This is a genomic window from Nonomuraea composti, from assembly GCF_012034275.1.
Classification (GTDB): domain Bacteria; phylum Actinomycetota; class Actinomycetes; order Streptosporangiales; family Streptosporangiaceae; genus Nonomuraea; species Nonomuraea composti.
The window spans coordinates 1-397 of record NZ_JAATEP010000171.1 but is presented as its reverse complement, the minus strand read 5'-3'; the positions used below and the strand labels follow the sequence as shown (position 1 = coordinate 397).

The 397-nt window shown below is 72.0% G+C and carries 1 protein-coding gene; it reads left to right on the top strand.

All coding sequences use genetic code 11. The annotated features are described in order from the left end of the window. Positions 1-397, top strand: a 397-nt coding sequence (locus HCN51_RS57850; protein ID WP_487353041.1) for a P-type ATPase actuator domain-containing protein, incomplete at both ends; no start/stop codon positions are given.

Genomic DNA, 397 nt, shown 5'->3' with positions numbered 1-397 from the left:
GGTGGAGCTGGCCGATGGCCGCCGCATCCCCACCGAGCAGCTCAAGACCGGCGACCGGTTCATCGTCCGCCCCGGCGAGAAGATCGCCACCGACGGCGTGATCGAGGATGGCACCTCGGCGGTCGATGCCTCGATGCTGACCGGCGAGTCGGTGCCGGTGGAGGTGCGGCCGGGCGATGCGGTCACCGGCGCCACGGTGAACGCCGGTGGCCGGTTGGTCGTGCGGGCCACCCGGGTCGGCGCGGACACCCAGCTCGCCCAGATGGCCAAGCTGGTCGAGGACGCTCAGACCGGCAAGGCGCAGGTGCAGCGCCTGGCCGATCGCATCTCGGGCATCTTCGTGCCGATCGTGATCGCGCTCGCCCTGGGCACGCTGGGCTTCTGGCTGGGCACCGGT